Source organism: Altericista sp. CCNU0014 (assembly GCF_044923475.1).
GTDB lineage: Bacteria > Cyanobacteriota > Cyanobacteriia > Thermosynechococcales > Thermosynechococcaceae > JAAURS01.
In genome coordinates, this window is record NZ_CP137338.1 from 3,040,270 (window position 1) to 3,061,510 (window position 21,241).

Sequence of the window (21,241 nt, forward strand, 5' to 3'; positions counted from 1 at the left end):
GTATTCGATATGCGATCGATGCATTGCTAGCGAACGACCTTATCGCGAGGATCCTACAATGACTAACTCAAAACCCACGATCGATGAGGATATCGCTCGCGATCTGCGTGCCAAAACTCATCCCTATACAGGCCCTACCTTCACGCTTGCAAACCGTCTGAGTCGGCTTTTTTGGCAATCGATCCAGTTATTATTGTTCCGGTTTAGTCCCATCCCGTTTCATCCTTGGAGAGTAGCGCTGCTGCGGTTATTTGGCGCGCGGATTGGAGATTCCTGCTGTATTTATCCCGATGTCCGCATTTGGGCGCCGTGGAACTTGGAAATGGGAAATTTTTCTACCCTAGGACCTGAGGCGAATTGCTATAATATTGCCCCAGTGAAGCTAGGAGAACGTGTTATCGTTTCTCAAGGCGTTCGTCTGTATACTGGCAGTCATGATTATGAGAGTCCTACCTTTCAACTTGTCGCCCAGCCCATTCAAATCGACGACGATGCTTGGATCTGTGCTGAGGCTTTTTTATTGCCCAACGTGACGATCGGAAGCGGGTGCATTATTGGAGCGCGGTCAGTGGTTACCCGCACGCAACCCGCTTGGACTATTTGTGCTGGCAACCCTTGCCGATCGATAAAACCTCGACCTCAAACGAAGAGCCAACGGTAACTATGCTATCGGCGATCTCACTATCGAATGGTCGGTCTACAGTAAACCTCGGGTTTGGTTGCGCGAGTTTGCTGCGCTTGAGCAGCCAAGCAGAGCGGCAGCGGCTGTTAGACCTGGCTGTCGATCTAGGAATTACTCATTTCGATGTCGCGCATCTTTACGGACTTGGAGCCGCTGAAGCAGAGCTAGGGCTTTTATTTCGACGCAATTCTGGTCATTTGACCGTTGGAACCAAGTTCGGGCTTGGGAATATCGGTCTGACCCAAGCGCTGCAATCCCGTCAATCTCAAGGGCGTCAACTGCTGAAACGCTTTCCAGCCTTGCGGTCGCTGGCCCGACGCGTTTACGGCACGCAGATGGTCAAACGAGACTACAGTTCTGCTAACTGTATTGCCAGTCTGGAAGCCAGCCTCAAACAGATGAATCTAGAATACATCGACCTGTTTGCAATCCACGAACCGGAAACGACCGATCCCATAGATCCGACCTTAGAAAGTCTTTTAGAAAATCTTTGTCAAGAAGGCCGTATTGGAGCCTACGGTTTATCTGGCAATCCGCTCGTGCTGGATAGAATCTTAGCGCAACGTCCAAATCTCAGTGGCGGTATTTTGCAATGGGAGGATAGCATTCTCGATCGGGCGATCGCCCGCACCGACAGAAGGGGCAATACCATCGGTTTATTTGGATTAGTAAGATGCGGGCTTTCTACATTGCAAACTGCTTTTCAGGCTGTGCCCCAGCTCAAGCATTTTTGGTCCGAGCGTCTCTGTTGCGACCTAGAAAGATCTGAATATTTAGTGGCAGCGCTATTAGCCCACGGACTTTCATTAAATCCTGAGGGGCTCGTCCTCTATGCGACCACTCAACCCCGTCGCTTAAAGCAAACCCTCTCGATTCTGCGCGAACCGCCTTGGACCTCCGAACAGCTTCGAGCTTTCGGCGACTTTTGGAAAACACCGGACTGTAATGCTCATCGATCTCCAACATCTTCCTCCGGAAGCCACTCTCCAATCTGATATTTGCATCATCGGAGGGGGTATTGCCGGACTTGTTTTAGCAGATGCCTTAAGGGGCAGCGGGCTGCGGGTCGACCTGCTCGAAGCAGGCGGATTGTCTCTCGAATCCCGCAGTCAAGCGCTTTATGCCGCAGACATTATCGGGCGACCTTACTCGGGGACGACAGACGGGCGTTTTCGCGTCTTTGGGGGATCTTCCACTCGCTGGGGCGGTCAAATTTTACCCCTAGCCGACCGTGACTTTACGCAACGAAGTCACGTTCCAGAAAGCGGTTGGCCCATTTCTCCCGTGGATTTAGAACCGTATTACGCCCGAGTAGAATCGCTTTTAGGCATCAATCATCTCCCCTACACCGACCGACTATTATCGCAATTGCCCGTTCCCAGACCCGACGGGATTGAGACAGGATTGCAAATGCGATTTTCAAAGTGGGCACCTTTCAGCCAACGCAATCTCGCCAAAACGTTAGGGCAGCGCATCAAAACCGATCCCCATTCAAAAATTTACTACCACGCCAATGCCACCCACATTCAGCTGCACGATCGCGGCCAAAAAGTAGAATTCATTGCAACAAAAACCTACGATGGAAGAGTATTCCGTTTTTACTCCAAACATTTTGTTATTTGTGCCGGGACGGTTGAAACTTCTCGCCTATTGTTGATGTCAAATGACATTCACGCGAACGGAATTGGCAACCACCACGACCTAGTAGGCCGCTATTTTCACGACCATCTCAGTTTGCCTGCCGCGCGAATAGTACCGGAATCGCGTCAAGTATTTTTAAAGCGATTTGCGCCTTGGTTTTTAGGGCAAACTCGTCATACTTTGAAGCTAGAATCTACCGCAGACTTTCAGGCTGAGAGCGGTAGCCTGAATAGCATGGGGCATTTTGTCTTCGATGCGCCCGACGACACGGCTTTCGCTTGGCTCAAACAGATCTTGCAGCGAAGTCAGGATCGAACTGAATCGCAACCATCGGTGCCTGAGTTAGGATTGCTGTCAAAGGAATTCTTAGATTTACTGTATCTTGCCTGGCAAGTCAGAGTAAAAAAACGTCGGTGGAGTCCGTCTCGGGCAGACCTCATGCTTTATATCGACTGCGAACAACAACCCAACCCTCTGAGTCGAATCTCTCTCTCCCGCGAACGCGATGCCCTCGGTCTACCGAAAGCGGCTGTAGACTGGCGTTGGGGAGAAGCGGAACGACACGCGATGCAATCCTATCGACACCTGTTTGACAGACAGTGGCACAGGTGGAATATGGGTAAACTTCAGTGGCAATGCAACTTTGAGCGCAGCAGCAATTGGCAGACACTCGCGCGCGATATTTACCATCCCATGGGAGGGGCGCGCATGAGTGCAGACCCTTCCCGTGGCGTCGTCAGCCCTAACTTGCAACTGCACGGTATTGCTAATCTACACATTGCAAGCTGCGCGGTTTTTCCCACAGGAGGCAGTTCTAATCCAACCATGACCATGATGGCCATGACACTTAAATTAGCCGATCGCTTGAAATCGTTCGAACAGTTGTAATTTAGATCCATGCAAATTCCAATATCGATTCTGATTCTGACCAAAAATGAAGAACGAGATTTGCCTGGGTGTCTTGAGTCCATTCGTTGGTCGGATGACATACACCTGTATGATTCCTATTCTGAAGACAGCACAGTAGGGATCGCTCAGAAATTTGGAGCTAAAATAACGCAGCGTTCGTTCGATAATTGGTCGGCCCATCAAAATTGGGGACTGGCCAACATTCCCTTTAAATATGAATGGGTCTTCTACATTGATGCTGACGAGCGAGTGCACGCTTCCCTAATTGAATCAATAGGCCAAGCCATTAACAATCCAAGCCAAGCGTTTGATGCCTATAGAATTCAGAGGCGCGATTTCTTCATGGGTGCTTGGTTGAAACACGTTCAAACGACGCCTTACTACATCCGCCTTTTCCGCCCTCAAAAAATTCGCTACGAACGCCTCGTCAACCCGGTCACCATTGTCGATGGCTCGATCGGTCAACTCACTGGATATCTCGATCATTTTCCGTTTAGTAAAGGCGTCGGCCATTGGCTCGATCGCCACAACAGCTACAGCACCTTTGAGGCCCAACAAATTTACGACAATCAGATTAACAACGAAACCTTCAACATTCTCAAAGCCTTTACTGCTAAAAACTTCCAATCTCGTCGGTACCATCAAAAAGAACTATTCTATCGGTTGCCTGCCCGCCCTCTCATTAAATTTTTCATCCTTTATTTCTTGAAACGAGGCTTTTTAGACGGCAAGCCTGGCTTCACTTATGCTGTCTTGCAGTCAATCTACGAATACACGATTATTCTTAAGGTCGACGAACTTAAAAACCGCGAACTTCACGCCTAGCGATCGGCTTTTCATTCTATCGTTCTGGATGTTGGAGTAAAAAGTTCCCAATTGCAAGATGATCTAAGCAGCCCTGAAGGAAGCCTCGAATGGCATCTTCTGGGGTACAAACAATGGGTTCTTCGTGCATGTTAAAACTGGTGTTGATGATGCTGGGTAAACCTGTCAGCTTTCGATACTCATCTAGAATTTGATAGTAGCTGGGATTCATTTGTTGCTCCACAAGCTGAGGTCTGGCCGTTCCGTCAACGTGCACGACAGCTGGGCAGTGCTGCTTCATCCAAGGCGTACAGTTAAATGTTACGGTCATGAAGTTGGCTGGATGGTAGGCTCCATCTATATTTTCGTAGCATCGATTGGCAAATTCGGCGAGGGTGACGGGGGCAAAGGGCATAAATTCCGTACGCTTCAGATGTTGGTTCAGCCATTCGTTGACAGTCGGATCGGTAGGTTGGTAAAGAATGGAGCGGTTGCCTAGGGCGCGCGGCCCGTATTCCATGCGACCGTCAAACCTTGCCACGACTTTTCCGCTGGCGAGCAGTTGCGCGACTTCGCGTTCGATGTTTGGGGTTTGTTGGGCTGACAGTCCGGCACGGTCGATGGCCTGTTCGATCTGGCGATCGCCGTATTCGGGTCCGAGGTAAACATCGGCAAGCCGAGTTGAGGCGAGAGACTGCCCCGTCTTAGCCGCTGCGCTGGCTGCTAAAGCAAAGGCTGCACCCACAGCTAACCCCTCATCCCCCATGCCGGGATGGATAAAGATAGAGCGAACGTTTTCCAGCTCGTGGATGGTTTGGTTGAACTTGACATTGGCAAATACGCCCCCTGCCAAAGCCACGTCTGGGATTCCCGTTTGCTCCACCCAGTACCGAATGTAGTCACCACCCAATTCCTCTAATAATTGCTGAACGCTGGCAGCGAGGTCTTCTCTGGCGCAGGAGGGCGGTAGCGCCTTTTGCAAAGCCTTGACAGCAGCCCAGTAGAATACCTGTCCTCGATTGGAAATGTGTCCGGTATCGTGAGCCACAAAGGTCTTGAGGGTATCCAGGTAAATCGGCTGGCCGTAGGCTGCGAGTCCCGTAATTTTGCCCTCGTGCCGTTGGGCCTTGAACCCGCACAAATGGGTGATATAGGCGTAGTAGTTCCCGAGGGAATTAAAACTGTCGATCGTCTTCAGGGCGGTAAACTTCCCGTCTTTAACGGCGTAGACGCGAGAGGAGGTATTGTCCCCAGCACCGTCCATGGTGATGACGGTTGCGTTGCGCAGACCGCTGGTATAGTAAGCGCTACAGGCATGGGCACAGTGATGTTCGACGAACCGAATCGGGCAGGTGAATCCCCATTCTTGGCGCAGTCGTTTTGCGATCGCTTTTCTTCGGCTCGCGCCCAATGCGGATTTCAGGCCGTAGTAGGACTGCTGCAATAGAGGATTTGCGCCAAACACCTGATTGACACCGGAAGAGACGCTCAGCATCAGTTCTTTAAGGGGCGCTTGCTCTTGCATCAGCCAGCCATTGTAGGCGATCGCTTCTTCTCGAAACACTTCGTTGAGCGTGGCGATCGCGATCCCATCGATCTCTTCCGGTTGCGTGCGGGTGCCGTCGAGCACCGTTTGAATCGAGCGCTGCGGAAACCCCGTAGCCATCTTGGCTCGAATGAGGCGCTCTTCATGGATGGCATAGCGAATCGCACCGCCTTCAATCAGGGCCGCGCCTCCTGTCATCCCATCGGAAATCCCAAGAATTTTGGTCACCGTACTTCCCTTTATTCAGACATCGTTACTCAGACATCGGTTTCGAGAGACCGTCTCGCAGTCCTCGCGCTTTGGCAAACACAGCCTTGCGATTGCCTCGCAAGGATTGCCCGATCAGCGCGTAAACGAGGCCGAATCCGGCAAAAAATGCGTACTTGAATCGATTTTTAAGATTGCCGTGTTTGCGAACGAAATAAACGGAATTAACGGCTTCTAGATATTTTTTGCGGGGACTGTAATTTCCGATCGTGGCCGACCCCTTGTGCCATATGACGGCATCGGGGACGTAAACGATTCGGTACCCCAACGCTTTAGCCCGCACGCCAAAGTCTGTATCTTCGTGACCGTATCCGTAAAACGATTCGTCGACGAAATTTAAGCGCTCGAACACCTCTCGTTTGGCCATGAAGCCGAAACCCGGAAAGTAATCTACGTCCTCAACGCGATCGTACTGACCGCGATCGCGTTCGCCCGCCCCCCGCTCGGAACAGACGTTTTGCGTGTAGGTAATGCGCCCCCCCACACATTGAATCCGATCGGACCCATCGTCCTCGTAGGTTTTGGGGCCTAGAATGCCAATGGTCGGGTCGGATTCGGCGATCGCCACCAGTGCGTCGATCGCTTGGGGATCGATGCGAGCGTCATTGTCTAAAGACAAGATGTAGTCATATCCGCAGCGCGCCGCTTCCCGGAAGCCGCTGTTGCGCCCGCCCGCCACGCCCAAATTCTCGACCTGTTGCAGGATAATGACATCGGGATAGAGGGCGCGAATGCATTCGACCGAGCCATCTGTCGAGGCATTGTCCACCAAGATCGGCGTTTTGTTGGGATAAGATGCGGCCAAGACGCTGCGCACGCAAATTTCAGTCAACTGTTTACCGTTGCAGTTGAGGATGACGACCCCTACGCTGGGCTTCGTCGGGCTATCGGACGGTATTGGCTCGATCGTCGAACTCGGAGGCTTCATTTGTTCGATTTGGCTTCGTTGCACAAGTTTCGATCGTATACCCTGTCGCTTGAATCCGCAGGACTGTTCTATCCCAAGCATGGCTGGAAACAGTCTACAGGTCAATCTGTAAGTCATCGGGTCGGGGTCTAAGGCCTCAGACGATCTTGGCGATCGCCGCGAGTCCAAACGGCTTTGAGTTTGTTCCTCCCCCACCTCAACAGCCCCTGAATTTCCGCCATCGTAATGGCTCCGACTTTTAAGCTACCCACACCGTAGATCGTGGTATAGATACATCCGCCCACCGCGAGCTGCCAAACCCCACCGACGGGCAGCCATAGAACTGGAAGGCAGGCAACGGCAGCAGCGATTGCCACCCAGCCAACCTTGACTAAATCGAGCCAGGGCATGAGCCGCACCGCACCGATCCCCAGTTGTTTGCGAATCTCATTGGCGAGCAATCCCGACTGGATATAACCGCTGAGCACCGCAGACAGGGCCGCGCCCCACCAACCCACAGCCCGAATCAGAAAAGCGCCCAATAAAATATTGGTCGCAGTTGCCGCCAGTTGTGCCGCGAACACGGCTTTGGTTTTGCCTAACGACGCCAAAATATAGTCCAAGACCGTAATCCGCAGCGGTAAGAACAGCAAAAAAAAGCGAAAAGGTCCGACGCTACTGGCGTATTTAGCAGAGAATAAAAGCGTCACTGTGGGTTCTGCAAAAACCATTAAAAAAGCCGTTACCGCAAACACTGGCAGCGCGACCTTCCGCATCGATCGATGCCAAAGCGCCAGAAATTCGTCGATGTTGCCCGCTGCAAAATGACGGGTCAGATCGCCCATCATGACCGAGACGACCGGAACCGCCGTAACACCCGCGATCGGAATTTCAAACGCCCCGGCGGCATAAACGGCAAAGGCGGCTGGAGCGTTAAAGAGCGAGACTAAAACTTTATCGACTTGGTAGTTCGCCACGGCTGCCAAGGTAGAGAATCCGTAGGGAGCGGAGTACGCGAGCTGAGACGTCCAGTCCCCAACAGACCATCGAGCCTTAAGGTGGCGTACGGGTTGCCATACCAGCCAGATCCCCAGAATTAATTGAAGCGTCCCGTACCCGATCAAAGCCCGTAAAACCCAGTCGAGCCGATGGCTCAGTAAGGCTGCTGCTGCTACCGCTGCAATCATGGCAATTTTAGTAAAGCTCTCAAAGGCTGCCGCCCGCCCGGTCAGACCCTGGCTGAGCAATAGCTCTTCCGTAGCGCTGGCAGGCAGCATGACCAGCGGATAGAGGGCGAACAAGCGCAAATGCCCTGCGAGGTCCGGGTTATTGAACTGTACGGATACTGAATCTGCCAGAAAATACATCGTGGCAGCAAAGGGCACTGCCAGCAGCGCGAGACTGAAGAGCGTTTGCAGGATAAACCCTTTCTTTTGACGGTCTGCCAGACGCGGCCAAAAATAATAGACGCTCATGGGCAGGCCCAGATCGAATAAAAATAAAAGCGCTTTATTGAAAAGCCAAACCTGATTAAAAGTTCCAAACTCAGCCTGCGCGAGCGATCGCGCCAGTACGACGGCAATGAGCATGAACGCGGCGTGGGCCACAATTTTGCTCGCTATCATCAGTAGGGCGCGAGCAAACATAGGGCTATCTTTACTCCTGTTATCGCGATTGAGGGGCGGTTTTCCTCGATGTAGATTGAGAAAAATCGATCCCCATCCAGATTATGCCTTTCTAAGAGCGATCCCCAGGCTTTTTCTCAAAGAGTCTTAGACTTTCTCCACCATTGGCCGTGAAGTTAGCTGGCCCGGTTGCCATAAGACGATACTTTTGTGCGATTAAGTCTCTCAGTTCGGAGCTTTCAGTAAATCCGGTCAAGATATAGTCCGGCGGTTGGGTGCGATTGCGCGCCAGATATTGTTTGACAGTTTTGGTGAAAGTTTCACCGTAGTAACCCGTTGGGTAGACAGCAGAAACCTCATCCCCGGAATCGAATACATCTCCTTTGTAAGCCGTTCTAAACAGAAACGTATCTTCGCTGAGGATGGTATGGTTCGCTTCGAGCGATCGCACCATGGTTTGAAATGCGCTGGCCTGACCCATCGTGGCCAGCCGGTGAACCGTCGGCAAACCGATCGCCCGATAGTTTGCGATCGCGATCGCAGCGATACCGATCCCCAAGAGCGCCAATCGGGGCGATCCAAACCGAGCTGCATGGATCAGGCCGTAGAACCACAGCAGAATGACAAAGGGGATAAAGTACCACGCGCCGCCGCCGTTGAAATTGAGATAGTAAGGCAACGCATTGGCGGCAAATACGGTGCCCAACAGCAGCAGCCACGGAACGTCCTTTCTGGCGATGCGGTTCGGCATGAAGCCAAACACGAGCGCGGCTAAGAGTAAAGGCCCGCCCTTGAGGCGGCTGGGATCGGCGTAGGGATTGAACAGCGAGATCAGAAACGAGGGGATCGAACCTCGTCCCGAGTCGCTGGTGCCCCAGCCCGATTCTGGGCCGTGAAACCCAAAAATGTGTTTGTAGTACAAAACCCAATTGGCTTCGAAGAGATAGACAAACAACAGCCCCCATAGGGCGATCGCCGCGATCCCGTAGGACAGTAAATAGAATGCGATGCCCTGACGCAAGTCCCGGTTTGCCTGCCAATACCGCCACAACGCAAAGATAAGGACTGCTAGGACGCAGGGTAAAATGCGCCAATTTGCTAAGATGACCGCCATACCAACGGTACCGCACAGCACCCCATGGAAGAGAATCCATCGGCGTTGTTTGGGAATAAATGCGATCGAAAGATAGACCAAAACGATATACAGAAAAGTAACCGTCGCATCGGGGCGACCCACCAGCAAAAATTCTTTGGCGCAGATGAGAAGGAGAAGGTACCCAAGCCCGCTCCAATACAGCGTCAGGCTCCACGATCTTTGCGGATTGCAACTGCGCAGCATCCTCCAAGTCACCCAGAAGAGCAGATAGGGCAGCAGCAGGACCCAAAACCGGATGACCTGCCAGGATTCTAAAAACGGAAACAAGGTTGCAATGGCTAATTTTAGGAGCGAGTCGATCGGGCCTTTGTGCATCGCGACAAACGCGACTTGCGCGTGGTCGTAGAGACCAATCCGATTCATGAGGGTCAGTACGTGGAGCCAAACAGCAGATTCGCGGGTTTCTATTTCTAGGGGATAGAAAAAGACTACGGTCGAGACCATCACGCTAAATCCGGCAAATAAAGCGCCTAACACCGTTACGGTCCGATCTGCGCGCCAGGGCAACAATGGTTGAAAATCTTGTCGGTTGAGGGTCATGGATGCAATTGAGCTGAGGGTCGATCGGGCTTGCCAAAATATTTGGGACAGTGGGCGCATTGAAACGGCAGAATACCCTGGGCCATTTTCTGCCGAAACGTCGAATAATCTGGGCCTTGCCAGATCTCCGCAAAAGAGCGATCGAGCAGGTTGCCCAGACTCCGCTGATTCTGCGCCGCTCGATCGCCGCTTTGAGTGGTGTAGCAGCAGGGATGAACGTAGCCATCCTGGGTGACAAAGTTGCGCGTCCAGGGGAAATCGCACTGCCGGACGGGCCTCTTTTCAAACAGCTCGACCTTGACCAATAGGCCCAGTTCCCGAGCTCGCGCTAAAGCGCGATCGAACGATTGCCGCACGAGATCGGGCGCGACCTCCAAATGGCGGGTGTCCTCAAATGCGATCGCGTTAACAAACTGAATCATGCCAACCCCGATATCGCAAGCTAACTCGACGAGGGCAGTCAGTTCTTGATAGTTCTCGAGGCAAACGACCGTATTGATTTTGACTTCGGGTAGCTTCCGTCCCATTTCTCGCTTGATTTCGATCAACCGCTTGGCATTGGCTATCACCCGCTCAAACGTTGCGCCGCGCCGCAGCGATTCGTAGGTTTTTTTTGCGGCACCGTCTAGGGACAGGAAAATCTGATCCACCTCCGCCTCGACCAGCCGCCGCGCGGTCGCTTCAGTCACCAGCGTGAAGTTATCGTTGAGCGTGACGTAGATGCCCCGAGACTTCAAAACCCGAATAATGTTGAAAAATTCCGGGTTCATCAACGCTTCGCCGATGCCCGTCAAATCGACCCGCCGGACCCGAGGCAAGCGCTCGAGCATTTGCTCGATATTCCCGAGCTGAAGGTCGGCAGGTTGCTCGCTCCAGTAAGAGATTTCGCAGAAGGTGCACTTTAAGTTGCAGCGCGTGGTGCATTCAATCTGAATGGAACGCGGCGAAAAGGAACGATTCGGCAAGCGCTTTGAGAGTTGATAGAGAACGCTCTCGGAGAGATCCAGGGAAGCCACCCGAAACGCATTCCGCAGCCCGACGTGGCGGAGTTTGTAGCGAACGAGCGCTAACTTACTATCGACAAGGCCCATAAACCCACTCCCTTCTAGTCCGATTGGCTAAACCGAAGAGACACCTGCCTCAGCGCGCGGGCGATCGCTAGCGCCATGGAGAGAACCCCAGCGATCGCTTCGCGACAAACCACAAAAACGGAAATATCTCTTTGCGCAGGGTTACAAAAAACAAACAAGACATCTGGCAATCCGGGCAGCGCGTTTGCTCGAACGTACTGCGATAGGCTTGATTTTGCGCCGAATGGTAGATTTCTGTCGAGGGGGTTTCCAAGGTATTGCCAATCGGTTGGCTGTTGTGGCAGTACTGGAGCGTACCATCCGGGTTGAGCAATAGCCCCTGATTGACAAAAGGGCAGGGCAACCTTCGATGCGTTGCCCCCTCGGCACGGCGAATCACTTCAGCATAGTAACAAGCTAAGGCATCGAACAAAGAAGCTTCCTTGACTTTCTGCTTTAAGAAGGCAATCATCCCTTTGCGCCCCGTTTCGTCAATCGACAGGACCTGCTCCAGGTTGCTGTTATGGTAGTAGTCATCTGCTACAGCAGCAAACTGAAAGGTAATGGGCAGCTTGAGCCGATCGGCCAGGTCTTGGAGTTGCTGCATCTCGCGGACGTTCATCGAAAAAATTGTAGGGTCGAGACTCATGTTGAACGGGACGTCCTTCTGCAAATCCTTCAAAAATCGAACGTTCTCCATCACTTTTTCAAACGCGCCCGGCACCCCTCGCACTTTGTCGTGAAGGTCTCCCACGCCATCTAGAGAAACACCAAGCGTTAAGCGAATGCTATGCTCTGCACAGTAACGGGCAATGCGCGGATATTGTTTTTGGACGCTGGCTCGATCGATCGCATTAGAGGCAATCATGAGCTTTTTGAGCTTGGGCATAGAGCCGTGCATCAGTTCTACGACTTCTGCCAAGTCTTTGCGTAAGGTGGGTTCGCCACCCGCAAGGATAATGTATTCAACGCGTCGATAAATAGAATCAGAAAAAATTTTACCTAGCTGGTCCAAATCTAGTACGTGAGGCGATTTAAGCTCCCAAATGTTGCACATGGCACATTTTGTATTGCAGCGCAAATTCACATTGACGTGCAGTACTGTCGGCGAAAGAACTTTAAAGTTTTTGGTGACGTGGTTTTCATACACATCTCGAGCGATCGAGGGGAGTTCTTGAATGACTTCTTTTAGCAACATACTCGCGGCGCTCTCTCTAAACTGCTTAATGCATGCGTACAACTATAGCTCGAGAAAACTTTCCAGTCGCGCGGTCGTACCGAGCCACAGTACGGTAATTTTTTGAATTAAATCTACTTTAGTGCATGTGACAAGCATTTCCAATGCTGCCCCTCTCCCTCGCAACCGAAAAAACCACTGCTATGGATTCCAGGAAGATTCTCGCTATTATTCTCAGTATTCTTGCCATAGGAATAATGATATTTAGCTTCTCGTCAGATCTAGAAAACACGTTAAATTATGGAGGAATAGATTTAAGAGCAAGGGTAGTTGGCGCAAGACTGCTTGCGGAAGGAAAGGATCCATATTTTTTTGGTTGGCAGGAAGGAATGTCTGAAAAACTTCTAGATCCGAGAGTCAAACCTGGATCTGTCGTTTCTAGGGTAACGATGCCGCCCAATGTTTTGACCCTCCATTCGATTTCATCAGCTTCCCCCTATTTCCATCAAAGAATAATTTGGCTGTTAGCGCAGTGGGCGTCGTTTTTGGCAATCATAGCTTTATTTTTGAAGCAGAATAAGGCTTTGTCCAAACGCTGTCTTATCGTTTTTATAGGACTATGTTTTCTAAATAGCTACTTCTGGAGACTTCACGTTGAAAGGGGTCAAATTTATATTCTATACGTACTCCTTCTTTCGATCGCGTCGTATTTATTCGGAGCGCAATATAAAAAGAGGAAACGACTCAAGGGAGAACTATTTGGCGGGTTTATATTGGGCTTTTTAGTCAGCCTGAGGCCATTCGCCGTACTTGCAATGATTCCTTTCACAATCTGCCGTCGGTGGAACGTACTGGTTGGCAGCATGTTCGGCGCGTTCTTCGGCCTATCGATTCCATTGGTGCTGGCCAAGCCCTCGATTTGGAATAGCTATTTTAAGGCCATGGGCCTACTCGCTCGCTACAATGACAATCATGGCGATTATTCAAAGATTGAAACCTTTGGCAATCAAAATACTATTGTTTATCCAAATATTATCGAAGGATTGCAGACATTAGCACTAGTGAAAGACATACCTGCCATAAACTCTTCGCTTTCACTCGTTTTTGAAAAAATTAATTTCGCTAACAGAGATCTTGTTTTGTCTGCAATTTTAGTCTTTTTTATCTTTTTTAGTTCTATTTTTTTGATCGGAAGATATAAAAACAAACTCAGCACTCAGAATCTTTTTTTAGCTGGAATTCTACTTTGTCTGACAAGCGAATTTTTCTTTTCTGCCCCTAGATACTCTTATAATGACGTGCAGTGGATATTGCCTATTTTGACGATCGTCACTCACGCCGAAGTCGACGAGATCTTAGTCGATCGCAAGATAGCTATTCTGTTCCTAGGACTTATTTTAAGTATGGGATTTTTAGATTTTATTCCTAAGTTTTTGTTCTTTAGCTTATTTGCTATAGCCTACTACGCTATCTCGTCAACCATCAGTCTTTTCGATCGAAGCCTTAAGTTTGACGCTGAAATGGAGGCTAAAATATAAAGAACTTTGGAGCTATCCCGGAAGAGAGCAATTCAAGCGGTGTTCCAAAGCGTCCGTGCACCCATAGCTGTCATTATGTGCGTCCATAGCCGTCGCGATCGCCATCCCAAGGTGCGAGCAAGACTATCCTATTGTTCGGCTTTTTGCGCGGCCCTGGTCTCGATCGCGCTCAGTTCCGAGCCATTGCTTGCTAGCACGATTTTGGTCGAAGCTGGCTCAAATCTAAGCGAAACGGGGAGCGATGATATCGGCAAAGTCCGCAGTTACTGCGGCGGGGCTTCTGCTCCCGAGTCAAACGGCGGTGTTGGCGATGCAACGGCTCATTACCTCTCTCAGCTAGATTTCAGCCGAATTCGAGGTATTAATGTCGACAATACGAGCATTGACTTTCCGCCAGATCGGAACGAAATAGCGCCTTCAGGAGCATTTATAGCAGGGAGACGCCTCCAGTCGATCCTCAGGGAAGCAAAGCAACATCGCTACACGCCTCACATCATCGTCGCCCAGCAGATTCCTTACTATCTCCTGCAACGATACGGTCCGGCCTGGACTTGGTCCGAAGACGCGTGGAAGCTGTACGACGATTATGCATATCGGTTTGTGCGTCATGTCGTACTGGAGTATGAAGGCGGCTCGGCAAGCAGCCTGTTTGAGGTGGGAAATGAAACGGACATTGCAGCACCCGAATTTATCTGGACCCAACAACAGGCCGGACCGATTGGTTCGCAATCGCGGTACGACCATCTCGTCAAACTCTATGGAATTTGGCAGAATGCCGTCGCGCGCGTTGCGAACGAAGCCCCAAGCAAACAAGTCTCGATCGCCGGCCCGACCATCACTCAAAATGGCATGTTTGTCGCGCCTTTTGACTGGAGCCAAGCATTTATTAACGATGTCGCTCGGAATGGCTGGCGCTTAGACGCGTTCTCATTCCACTTCTTTGGCGATCAAGGCGCTGTTGGAAATGGATCGGCACACCCTCAATTTACATCGCTAAAAAATCAGGTGCAGTCCATCCGCAATTATTTGAAAACCAAAGGGCTGAATGCAAGGGTTGCAATTACAGAGTGGGCCAGCAGCAGTCTGACAGAAAGCGAGCGCATGGGAAGAATCAATTTCACCCATGAGGGGGCTGCTTGGGCCGTTGCCTTTTTCAAGGATGCCGTGAGTCAATCTTTACATTACGCCTCGCACCTGAATTTGAGGGATAATTTTGGCGCTGGGACAACAGGCTCTCCGACCTTTGGTTCGTTGATTTACGTTCGAAATGGCCGACAATACCCCAAGCCTGTCTTTAACGCCTGCAAAATGTTCGCTCAGCTACCGGGGACTCGAAAGCAAGTTGTTGCGCCCAACGATCGCCCCAATCTCGTCGCCATTGCATCGGCAGATTCTAGGACGGCAGGTCTGCTCGTCGCAAACTATCAATACCTATTTGACTATCCGAAGCAAAACTTTGTCGATCGCTCGGTACCTGAAAGCGTAACGATCCAATTTAAAGATCTGCCCTTCTCTGACCCTGCTATTTTGAAGCAATACCTCGTGGATGCCAATACAAGCAATGTTGCTGCATACATCGATGCCTCGCAGGTTCCCGAGCTCGAGAGGACTCAGTTACAGATGGTTCGCGAAGCCGCCATAACCGTCGCAAACGGTTCGGTTTCGCTCCCTCAAACGACGCTCGGTCAATCGGCAGTGTCTCTTTGGATCGTTCGGCCTTCCCGAAAAGCGAAATAGGATCGATGACGGATCTGACCAACCCTCTCGAACAACTGATTTCAACTCCTTTAACATCTCTGGCCGACATTCTTCGATTCTGGTCGAGTCGGACGCCGCACAGACCTTACCTGTTTTCTCCCACAGCGAATCTATCCTATGGCGAAGTTTGGGATAGGGTTGCCAAAATCGCCTGTTTTTTGCGCGCAGACCCAAAAATTCAAAATGAGTCGGTTCTGGCGATTTGCGTGCTGAATGCCGAGCATTCGATCTACTTCATTTGGGCCAGTTTAGCGTTGGGGATTTGCCTGGCCTTTGTCCCGCAGACGCGCGATCCCTCAGTATTGCAAGGGCACATGAAAACGGCAGGCGCGACCCTCCTCTTAACGGATATCCCGATGCTGCTCGATTCTCCGTTTGCCTACTCGGTTTCAGACCTGCTTGCGGCGATCGACGGCGAAATCCAGCGCCCTGCTCTTTCGGTCGCTCCTGCATCCTTGGCGCGATCGCCCGCGTTTATATTGCCGACCAGCGGTACCATGGGGGAGCCAAAGTGGGTGCAGCTTTCTCAAGGACAGTTTTTACAGTCGATTTTGGCGCTTTACCGGATGGGACAGCTCGATCGCGCCGTCGATCGATTCGTTTATATTACGCCTCCTCTTTCCCATTCCTACGGTCTCAGTACCTTCTTGGAATATTCCTTTTCGGGCAGCGCGATCGCCGTTGCGTCGGACTTCAGTCCATTGCGAATGATGGGAGAACTCGCCCAAAAAGAACTATCGCAGCAGATTACAGCCCTAGAAGGCGTGCCGGATTTTTATCGACTGCTGTCAAAATTTGCAAACAAGGTCCGCTTGCCTGCCCTGCATCACATCGGCTGCGGCGGCGGCGCGCTCGATGGCGCTGCGGTGGAATGGCTTTCATCTGTTTACCCAACCTTAAGCTGCTCGATTCGCTATGGGCTGACCGAAACCCCTTCAGTCGTTGCCTACAATGTCGTAACGCTCCCCTATGCCGATCGCTGGCCGATTTCTGGTAAGGTGCTTCCGATTTACGAGGTATTGATTGTCGGCGAATCGGGCCAGCCCCTACCCGAAGGACAAGAGGGGGAAATTTGGCTCAAAGGAGAATGCTTGGGGCTGCCCTACTTGGGCGATCGCTCTCCCCAGTCCGAGTATTTTGCCACCGGAGATCTGGGATATTTCGACAGTCCTCAAAGTCTCGTTGTCACGGGAAGAAAGAGTCTTTTCATCAAACACAAAGGGTTTAGGCTCAGTCCGGAGCAGATCGAATCCGTATTGGCCGGGCTGGCGGGCATTCTAGACTGTCGCGTTTCCAGCCAAAATTCCGAGCTGGTTGCTGAGGTGGTTTCTCCAAACCATGCCCACACCATGGAAGAGATTGTGGCATTTTTGACGGCCAGACTCCCCCCCTATGCAATCCCGAGTTCGATTCGGTTTGTCGAGCGTTTGCCCCGCACTGCTTCCGGCAAGCTCGAGCGGCACTGAGGATCTAACGCCTCCGCCTCACCCGCGGCAGATAACCTCGGACTCTAATAACCTCTTGGCGGTCGGTGTGCATTGGGGTTGTTGTACCGCTGGCAGCACGCGCTCAGCTAGCTTGAGCATGGACGACTTCACTCAACGCTTCATCGATCACTGTATCACTTACTCCACGACGCTTGAGGCTGGCAACTAACGCAGTTACCGTCTCGCTTTCAAACCGTTCCAAATCAACCCGTAAACCCTGACCAATGTAAGCCCGAATCAGTGGCTGATATCCGGAAAACCCTAACAATGGAGCAACCCGCTTCAGATCTTCCACGACATCTTCTGGAATCCGAATCGTCACACTGGTCATGGGTCGATTGCGATCGAGTCGTTGCTTCAAGGTCTCAATTTTCATATTCTGCCCTCTCCTGCCGTGTTGCTTTGCGTGCTGAAATAATCCGAATGCTCTCTACATCCTGCTCAATGTGAACAACATAAAGCAAGTTCCATCGAGCATCTAGCCCAATCACAGCATCCCGCGCTTCATCGTTGCGACTTGCATCGACAAGGATTAAGAATGGATCGAAAAAAGCCTCAGCCGCCTGCTGAAAGGTAATCCCATCATGATCGATCGCATTAATTCGCGCTTTCTCTTCATCCCACGAAAAAGTAATGCCATTGAGCACAAAATACACGTTCATAGCATTTACTATAGAGAAAACGTATGTACAATGTCAATACGTTTTTCTGAAGTCTAGGAATGATTAGCCATTAAACTAAAAATATCGTATCGCCAGTGCCGAGATTTTGGGTGATGGGATGAAGGGCGATCGCTTCCTAAACCCTAAACATAGATTGAAAGTGTAAGACATTACTGTATTAGTCGTAGTAACAGGTTCAAGCTTTCTTAACACACCTAGCCGTTGAAGGTAACGTGGCTGCTTCAACCCAAAATCAATCCCTCAGTGCGTTGTTGTTCCTCTATCGCTATGTCCTATAACAACCTTTATCTGACTCGATTGATGCGGTACGTGCTAGACAATCCAAACATTTACTAAAGTGCTCAGACTAAGCGCGAGGCTTATCAAACTGAATTTGCCTTTTTCAGAATTTATGCAGTTTAAACCTTGACGGGCCTTAATGAAAACCAAACACGCGAATGCGCAGGTTCTCCCATTGCAACCACAGCCAATGGCGCGCCGCGTCAGGGAGAACGCGCCGACCGCCGCGAATTGCGAGCTGTTCTAAAGAATCGAGATGGTGTTTCAGGCTCAACCCACGGGACAGGCGGGGATGGCGACAATGCCACAACTTCCGTTCTAGAATGCGGAGCAGATCGGGATCGCTGACGTTTTGCCGCTCGAAGTACGCAGCAATCCACTCGAAATACGCTAGCGGCTCTCGGTCTGCGACGTTTTGCCAAGAACGATAGGTCGAAGAGTGAAGGTGTTTCCGATAGAGGTAAGTACAATCTTCGCAAACGTATACAGTGGCTTTCAGGCAAATTTTAACCAAAGCGATCGCATCCGAGTAACCTTCGCGAAAGGCCGCTTCGTACACCGTGCCGTCCTCTAGCACCGATCGCTTCACCAAAAAGCCGCTCGGAATAAACTCGTCTCGCTGTAGGAATAAGGCCAGCAGTTGGGGCGGAGCCACCAGGGAATTGCAATAGGGATGCCCGGAGCCGTACAGGCGATCTCGCCCCCGATCTCCGGGGTTGCCCGTCCAGCTATACCACTGCCGCAGCGGGCCGTGAACCATATCGGCTTGGGGATGTTCCTGCAAACAACCGAACTGCTGCGTTAATTTGTGGGGCAGCCACACATCGTCACCGTCTAGGTAGGCAATATATAGACCCCGAGCGGAGGCAACTCCCAAATGCCGCGAGGCGCTCATGCCTCGGTTTTCGCGACCGAGATGTTCGAGGTAGAAAACTTTGTCAGGGTGGCGCGCCGCGCATTCCTGGGCGATCGCCGTACTGCCATCCGTCGAACCGTCGTCCACCAACAACAGCTCCCAGTTATCGTAGGTTTGCTGGAACACGCTGGCGATCGCCTCTCCTAAAAAGCGCTCCTCATTGAAAAAAATAACGATTGCCGAAATCAAGGGCTGGTCTGCCATAACGATCTGCGAAACGAGCTCCGAACCTAAGTTTTCAAAGATTGAATGAATGTTTCCAGGGACGACCTCACCGATCCCTGGGGCACAAACCCAAGAACTTCAGCCGCCTTAGCAATACAGGGGCAAGAATGGCGAATATCGCCCGTTCGTGCCGGGGCAAAGACAATCTCATTCTGCCAATTTGGGAAATGGGGTCGCAGAAGGTCGATCGATTCCAAAAGGGAGATCGACGTTCCGGTGCCAATATTGCAGATAACATGAGCTCGGGCAGGCATCTGCGTCATTAAGGCGGAGGTCAGCGCGATCGCCACCTCTTTGACATACATAAAATCGCGAGTTTGGCAGCCATCTCCAAAAATTGTAATGGGAAGCCCCCCGTTCATGGCCGCTGCAAAAATGGAAATTACGCCAGAGTAAGGAGAAGTGGGCAACTGGCGCGGCCCAAACACGTTAAATAACCGCAGCACGACCGCTGAGAAACCGTACTGCTCTGCAAACATTCGGATGTAGTGCTCGCTTGCCAGTTTCTGAAGTCCGTAGGGTGAAATAGGGATGGTGGGGCGATCCTCAGCAATGGGGCTTTGGCTCGGATTGCCATACACTGCCGCCGAGCTGGCATAGACAAATCTCGGAATTTTAAGCATCTGCGTTAATTGGAGGCTCGCCAGCGTTGCCGTTAAATTATTGTCGTGGGCTGGGAGCGGATCCGCCCAGGATCGAACGACCGACGGGCTTGCCGCTAAATGAACTATGCCATCGACAGGCTCGGAGAAATCTACGGGTCGGCATTCTAAGACATTTTTAGAAATCAGTTGCAAGCGATCGTGGAGCGGTAAATTCCGACGACTGCCTGAAGACAAATCATCCACTGCCGTGACGGCATGGCCCGCCGCTAAGAGATATTCGGTAAGGTGGGATCCGATAAATCCGGCACCGCCAGTCACGATGAAATGCATACTACTCGCCCGTCCTTCAAATCTGTTTGGGGTGGCGTAAATATCGTCTTCTATTGCCGCAACCACTCGAATAACTGCCGCTCGAAGGTTTCCCCAGAACACCCGCGAACGGCAAAGCGGGGGAGTTGAAAGCGATCGCTTCGGTGCCAAACCGTCTCTTCGACGGTCGAACAGGCGCAATCGAATCCAGCGTCTTGCAATAGCTCGGGCGTTCTTTTGTCGTAGACCCCAAAGGGATAGGCAAAGGTCGAGACTTCATGCCCTAACGCGTCTTCCAGAAAAGACTTGCTCTCGCAGATCTCAGTCCTTTGCTGAGCGGTCGTTTGGTGGGAAAGAAGCGGATGGTGGACCGTATGAGCGCCAACGGTTACAAGCCCCCCTGCCTCTAGCGCGTTTAGCTCGGCAACGGTCATCGGGCGATGGGAGGGCCGCAGGAGAGATTGGACCTGTGCCCAATTTTGAAGGGAATCGAGGTGCTGCTGCCGTTCTGCGGCGGCTAGAGGTTGTAAGGCTTGCCAGACCTGGCGATAGAAGGCCAGTCGGCTACCGGGCACCGCCGCCAATGCTTCGATGCTGCGATCGCGACGATAGTCTGCCTCGCCATAGTCTGCCGCCTGAGTTAGATGCCATTGATGGAAAATGCCATCTATTTCGAGTTCTAGCGTAGGGGGTAAGATGCCCGGACGCAGTAAGATCTGCTCCAGCTCGTCCCACCAAAACTCGCGGCTCCAATCCGCGTAGCCCGTCGTGACAAATACTGTCGCCGGGATGTCTTGCGCTTCCAGGAGCGGCTTGGCAAGATAAAAGTTATTCGCATAGCCATCGTCGAAGGTGACGACGCAGGCTCGCTCGGGGATATTGCCCGTTCGGTGGGCGCGGGCGAGCTGGTGCAAGCTCATGGGGTGTGTCTGTTGCCTTAAGATTTGAAGGTGTTCGGAAAACTGAGCTGGCGTTACCCGCAGCGACCACGGATCCATATCGGGTTCGCCAATGCGGTGATACATCAAAATGAGTCCCCGCGTCGTCAAGGACTTTCGCAGTCGAGCGATAGGTTGTCGGATCGTCGCGATCGCTCTTGCAAGCATCTAGCACCTCG

18 protein-coding genes and 1 pseudogene are annotated in these 21,241 nt (G+C 51.6%); 8 read left to right on the forward strand and 11 right to left on the reverse strand.

All coding sequences use genetic code 11. The features are described from left to right. The first annotated feature begins 58 nt into the window (after nucleotides 1-58). Genes R6H26_RS14720 through R6H26_RS14735 form a run of 4 tightly spaced genes read left to right on the forward strand, consistent with a single transcriptional unit; the run spans nucleotide 59 to nucleotide 4,057 of the window. Nucleotides 59-661 (forward strand): putative colanic acid biosynthesis acetyltransferase, encoded by a 603-nt coding sequence (locus tag R6H26_RS14720; protein WP_404783316.1) that lies wholly within the window; start codon nucleotides 59-61, stop codon nucleotides 659-661. Between the two features lie 2 nt (nucleotides 662-663). After that, nucleotides 664-1,677, forward strand: a complete 1,014-nt coding sequence (locus tag R6H26_RS14725) for an aldo/keto reductase (protein ID WP_404783318.1) — start codon at nucleotides 664-666, stop codon at nucleotides 1,675-1,677. Continuing rightward, a complete protein-coding gene (locus R6H26_RS14730) occupies nucleotides 1,628-3,211 on the forward strand; it encodes an FAD-dependent oxidoreductase (protein WP_404783319.1) in 1,584 nt (527 codons plus the stop codon). Before R6H26_RS14725 ends, R6H26_RS14730 begins: the two co-directional genes overlap by 50 nt. Before the next feature lie 9 nt (nucleotides 3,212-3,220). Further along, complete coding sequence (locus tag R6H26_RS14735; RefSeq protein WP_404783321.1) at nucleotides 3,221-4,057, forward strand: glycosyltransferase family 2 protein; 837 nt, start codon at nucleotides 3,221-3,223, stop codon at nucleotides 4,055-4,057. Between the two features lie 16 nt (nucleotides 4,058-4,073). Here R6H26_RS14735 and R6H26_RS14740 read toward each other — a convergent pair whose 3' ends face one another. From R6H26_RS14740 to R6H26_RS14765, 6 genes are all read right to left on the reverse strand, one after another. Continuing rightward, nucleotides 4,074-5,810 (reverse strand): carbamoyltransferase C-terminal domain-containing protein, encoded by a 1,737-nt coding sequence (locus R6H26_RS14740; RefSeq protein ID WP_404783323.1) that lies wholly within the window; start codon nucleotides 5,808-5,810, stop codon nucleotides 4,074-4,076. A 25-nt stretch (nucleotides 5,811-5,835) separates the two neighbouring features. Further along, the gene (locus R6H26_RS14745; protein WP_404783325.1) at nucleotides 5,836-6,801 is read right to left on the reverse strand and encodes a glycosyltransferase family 2 protein; all 966 of its coding nucleotides are present in this window, start codon (nucleotides 6,799-6,801) and stop codon (nucleotides 5,836-5,838) included. A 104-nt stretch (nucleotides 6,802-6,905) separates the two neighbouring features. Beyond that, nucleotides 6,906-8,402 (reverse strand): oligosaccharide flippase family protein, encoded by a 1,497-nt coding sequence (locus R6H26_RS14750; protein ID WP_404783326.1) that lies wholly within the window; start codon nucleotides 8,400-8,402, stop codon nucleotides 6,906-6,908. Nucleotides 8,403-8,493: 91 nt separating this feature from the next. Continuing rightward, nucleotides 8,494-10,077 carry a hypothetical protein gene (locus tag R6H26_RS14755; RefSeq protein WP_404783327.1) on the reverse strand — a complete coding sequence of 528 codons (1,584 nt, stop codon included), beginning with the start codon at nucleotides 10,075-10,077 and terminating at the stop codon, nucleotides 8,494-8,496. After that, nucleotides 10,074-11,168, reverse strand: coding sequence for a radical SAM protein (locus tag R6H26_RS14760; RefSeq protein WP_404783328.1), 1,095 nt, complete (start codon nucleotides 11,166-11,168; stop codon nucleotides 10,074-10,076). Before R6H26_RS14760 ends, R6H26_RS14755 begins: the two co-directional genes overlap by 4 nt. A 67-nt stretch (nucleotides 11,169-11,235) precedes the next feature. After that, nucleotides 11,236-12,345 (reverse strand): radical SAM/SPASM domain-containing protein, encoded by a 1,110-nt coding sequence (locus tag R6H26_RS14765; RefSeq protein WP_404783330.1) that lies wholly within the window; start codon nucleotides 12,343-12,345, stop codon nucleotides 11,236-11,238. Nucleotides 12,346-12,488: 143 nt separating this feature from the next. Here R6H26_RS14765 and R6H26_RS14770 point away from each other — a divergent pair, with 143 nt between their 5' ends. The 3 genes from R6H26_RS14770 (at nucleotide 12,489) to R6H26_RS14780 (ending at nucleotide 17,086) form a co-directional block, all read left to right on the forward strand. Beyond that, entirely contained in the window at nucleotides 12,489-13,862 is a 1,374-nt protein-coding gene (locus R6H26_RS14770) for a glycosyltransferase family 87 protein (RefSeq protein WP_404783332.1), read from the forward strand. A 75-nt stretch (nucleotides 13,863-13,937) separates the two neighbouring features. Then, nucleotides 13,938-15,599 carry a hypothetical protein gene (locus R6H26_RS14775; RefSeq protein WP_404783334.1) on the forward strand — a complete coding sequence of 554 codons (1,662 nt, stop codon included), beginning with the start codon at nucleotides 13,938-13,940 and terminating at the stop codon, nucleotides 15,597-15,599. A 5-nt stretch (nucleotides 15,600-15,604) separates the two neighbouring features. Continuing rightward, on the forward strand, nucleotides 15,605-17,086 hold the full coding sequence (locus R6H26_RS14780; protein ID WP_404783335.1) for a class I adenylate-forming enzyme family protein: 1,482 nt from the start codon (nucleotides 15,605-15,607) through the stop codon (nucleotides 17,084-17,086). Between the two features lie 103 nt (nucleotides 17,087-17,189). Here the strand turns inward: R6H26_RS14780 and R6H26_RS14785 are convergent, their stop codons facing one another. After that, nucleotides 17,190-17,483, reverse strand: a complete 294-nt coding sequence (locus R6H26_RS14785) for a hypothetical protein (RefSeq protein ID WP_404783337.1) — start codon at nucleotides 17,481-17,483, stop codon at nucleotides 17,190-17,192. After that, nucleotides 17,473-17,769, reverse strand: a complete 297-nt coding sequence (locus R6H26_RS14790; RefSeq protein WP_404783338.1) for a BrnT family toxin — start codon at nucleotides 17,767-17,769, stop codon at nucleotides 17,473-17,475. The genes R6H26_RS14785 and R6H26_RS14790 overlap by 11 nt, the downstream gene beginning before the upstream one ends. Nucleotides 17,770-17,975: 206 nt before the next feature. Here R6H26_RS14790 and R6H26_RS14795 point away from each other — a divergent pair. Next, nucleotides 17,976-18,068: pseudogene (locus R6H26_RS14795) on the forward strand (phage integrase N-terminal SAM-like domain-containing protein); the annotation flags it as partial. A gap of 137 nt (nucleotides 18,069-18,205) precedes the next feature. Here R6H26_RS14795 and R6H26_RS14800 read toward each other — a convergent pair. The 3 genes from R6H26_RS14800 to R6H26_RS14810 are packed head-to-tail and all read right to left on the reverse strand — an operon-like array spanning nucleotide 18,206 to nucleotide 21,230. Further along, entirely contained in the window at nucleotides 18,206-19,189 is a 984-nt protein-coding gene (locus R6H26_RS14800; protein WP_404783340.1) for a glycosyltransferase family 2 protein, read from the reverse strand. 26 nt (nucleotides 19,190-19,215) lie between these two features. Next, nucleotides 19,216-20,211: an NAD-dependent epimerase/dehydratase family protein gene (locus R6H26_RS14805; protein ID WP_404783342.1), complete on the reverse strand. Its 996-nt coding sequence runs from the start codon at nucleotides 20,209-20,211 to the stop codon at nucleotides 19,216-19,218. Then, the gene (locus tag R6H26_RS14810; protein WP_404783344.1) at nucleotides 20,196-21,230 is read right to left on the reverse strand and encodes a polysaccharide deacetylase family protein; all 1,035 of its coding nucleotides are present in this window, start codon (nucleotides 21,228-21,230) and stop codon (nucleotides 20,196-20,198) included. Before R6H26_RS14810 ends, R6H26_RS14805 begins: the two co-directional genes overlap by 16 nt. Between the last annotated feature and the right edge of the window lie 11 nt (nucleotides 21,231-21,241).